This window comes from Leisingera sp. F5, from assembly GCF_001593695.1.
In genome coordinates this window covers 1-1,808 of sequence record NZ_LUKH01000711.1, presented here as the reverse complement: position 1 = coordinate 1,808, position 1,808 = coordinate 1, and the positions used below count along the sequence as shown (strand labels likewise).

2 protein-coding genes and 1 pseudogene are annotated in these 1,808 nt (G+C 65.0%); 2 read left to right on the top strand and 1 reads right to left on the bottom strand.

Features of this window, described 5'->3' with window-relative positions; genetic code table 11:
* A partial coding sequence (locus tag A2I95_RS35110) for a tetratricopeptide repeat protein (RefSeq protein ID WP_291737184.1) occupies window positions 1-548 on the top strand: 548 nt, incomplete at its 5' end.
* Complete coding sequence (locus tag A2I95_RS35105; RefSeq protein WP_291737182.1) at window positions 538-1,359, top strand: 4-(cytidine 5'-diphospho)-2-C-methyl-D-erythritol kinase; 822 nt, start codon at window positions 538-540, stop codon at window positions 1,357-1,359. The genes A2I95_RS35110 and A2I95_RS35105, both read left to right, overlap by 11 nt.
* 177 nt (window positions 1,360-1,536) lie before the next feature.
* On the opposite strand, the pseudogene A2I95_RS35100 reads toward A2I95_RS35105, so the two are convergent.
* A pseudogene (locus A2I95_RS35100) lies at window positions 1,537-1,808 on the bottom strand (polyprenyl synthetase family protein); the annotation flags it as partial.

The window sequence follows — 1,808 nt, the reverse complement described above, 5'->3', positions numbered from 1 at the left end:
CATCCGAAGACTCTGGCACTCGCTGGTTCCTCTATTATGCCCGCGGAATCTGCCATGAACGGCTGGATCAATGGGACCAGGCCGAGGCCGATTTCCGCGCCTCGCTGGAGCTGGACCCGAACCGGCCACAGGTGCTGAACTACCTGGGTTATTCGCTGGTCGAAAAAAGCAGTAAGCTGGACGAGGCGCTGGACATGATCGAACGCGCCGTCGCGGCGCGCCCTGATTCCGGCTTCATCGTCGACAGTCTGGGCTGGGTGCTCTACCGCATGGGCCGGTTTGACGATGCCGTCGCCCATATGGAACGCGCAGTTGAGCTGATGCCGGTGGACCCGGTGGTCAATGACCACCTGGGCGACGTCTACTCGGCCGTGGGCAGGGAGCGTGAAGCAGAATTCCAGTGGAAGCGGGCGCTGTCTTTTATTGATCCGGAAGACACCGATGGCGAAGCCGACCCCGAACGCATCCGCCGCAAACTGGAGGTCGGGCTGGACGCGGTGTTGGCCGAGGAGGGCGCTGAGCCGCTGAAGGTCGCCAATGGCGGCTGAGGTCTTTGCGCCTGCCAAGATCAACCTGACCCTGCATGTGACCGGCCGCCGCGCCGACGGCTATCACCTGCTGGATTCGCTGGTGGTTTTTGCTGATACCGGGGACACGCTGCAGCTTGATCCAGGACCTCAGCTGGCTCTGGATGTCTCCGGCCTGTTTGCGGGCGGCGTGCCGGCGGATGAGCGTAACCTGGTTTGGAAAGCCGCCGCGGGGGCAGGCTGGACCGGCCGGATCGGTCTCGACAAGCATCTGCCCCATGGCGCAGGCATCGGTGGCGGCTCCTCAGACGCCGCTGCGGTTCTGCGGGCACTTTCCGGGCAGGGCTGCGGTATTCCCGATGAATTGCCGCTGTCGCTTGGTGCTGATGTGCCGGTCTGCATGGCCGCCCGCGCGGCCCGGATGCAAGGGATCGGCGAACAGGTCGCGCCGGTGGAGCTGCCAGAGCTGCACGCGCTGCTGGTCAATTCCGGCGCACATGTCCCAACCGGGCCGGTGTTTTCCGAACTTGCCTCCCGCAACAATCCGCCGATGCCGCAGGACATTCCGGCTTTTGCCTCCGTCGAAGATTGCGCCGCGTGGCTTGGCGAACAGCGCAACGATCTGGAGGCCCCGGCCATCAGTGTTGCGCCGGAAATTGAATGGGTGCTCGCGGACCTGCGCTGCTCCCGCAACGCGCTGCTGGCCCGCATGTCCGGTTCCGGCGCCACCTGTTTTGCGCTCTACCCATCAAGGAAAGCCGCGCATTTTGCCGCCTATGAGATCGGGGCGGAGCATCCCGAGTGGTGGTGCAGTGCAGTCACTTTGACCTGAAACACTGCGCGCGCCGGAACACGGGCACTCCCGCCCGCGGCCCGGCGCATCAAAGATGCTTGTCCGCCGTTGGGCCGGGCGCCGCGCTCACGCACGGCGCGGTGCCGTCCTGCTGCTTCTTTCTGGCCTTAAATACCTCTGGGGGAAGGCCGAGGGGGCAGCGCCCCCTTTGACCGGTCAGTTCAGCCGCGAAACCACGTAATCGGCCAGATCGCGCAGCATGCTGCGGATCTCGTGATCGGGCAGGGCGTCAAGTGCCGCCTTCGCCTTTGCCGCCCAGGCATTGGCGTCTTCGCGGGTGGCCTCCAGCGTGCCGTATTTTGCCATCAGCGCCAGTGCTTGCTCCAGGTCGTCGTCTTCCTGCTTGCCCTTCTCGATGGTGCGGGTCCAGAACGCGCGCTCTTCGTCTGTCGCCTGCGCCACCGCCTTGATCACCGGCAGTGTCAGCT